The sequence below is a fragment of the Bradyrhizobium sp. Kon56 genome (assembly GCF_055807635.1).
The window spans coordinates 1-351 of record NZ_JBVVOU010000223.1 but is presented as its reverse complement, the minus strand read 5'-3'; the positions used below and the strand labels follow the sequence as shown (position 1 = coordinate 351).

Here is a 351-nt window from a genome sequence, read left to right as displayed (position 1 = left end):
CCGTCTGGGTCGACTGCCCTTCCACCAGAATCACCGCCGAGGCCGACGGCCCGAACTGACGGATCAATGGAATCGGCAGGCCGAGGATGGCGCGCGCGTGCAGGGCGAACTGCGATAAATCCTGGGAAATCAGGGTTACCAGGCCGGTGTCATGCGGGCGCGGCGACACTTCGCTGAACCACACTTGATCACCCTTGATGAACAGCTCCACGCCAAACAGACCACGGCCACCCAGGGCTTCGGTCACTGCTTTGGCGACGCGCTCGGATTCGGCCAGGGCAATCGGGCTCATGGCCTGGGGCTGCCAGGATTCCTGGTAGTCGCCCTTCTCCTGACGGTGGCCGACCGGCG

General features: G+C 64.7%; 1 protein-coding gene. It reads right to left on the bottom strand.

Features of this window, described 5'->3' with window-relative positions:
* The coding region (locus tag AC0L3B_RS38730) for an ATP-grasp domain-containing protein (protein WP_473382951.1) at positions 1 to 351 on the bottom strand (351 nt) is incomplete at both ends.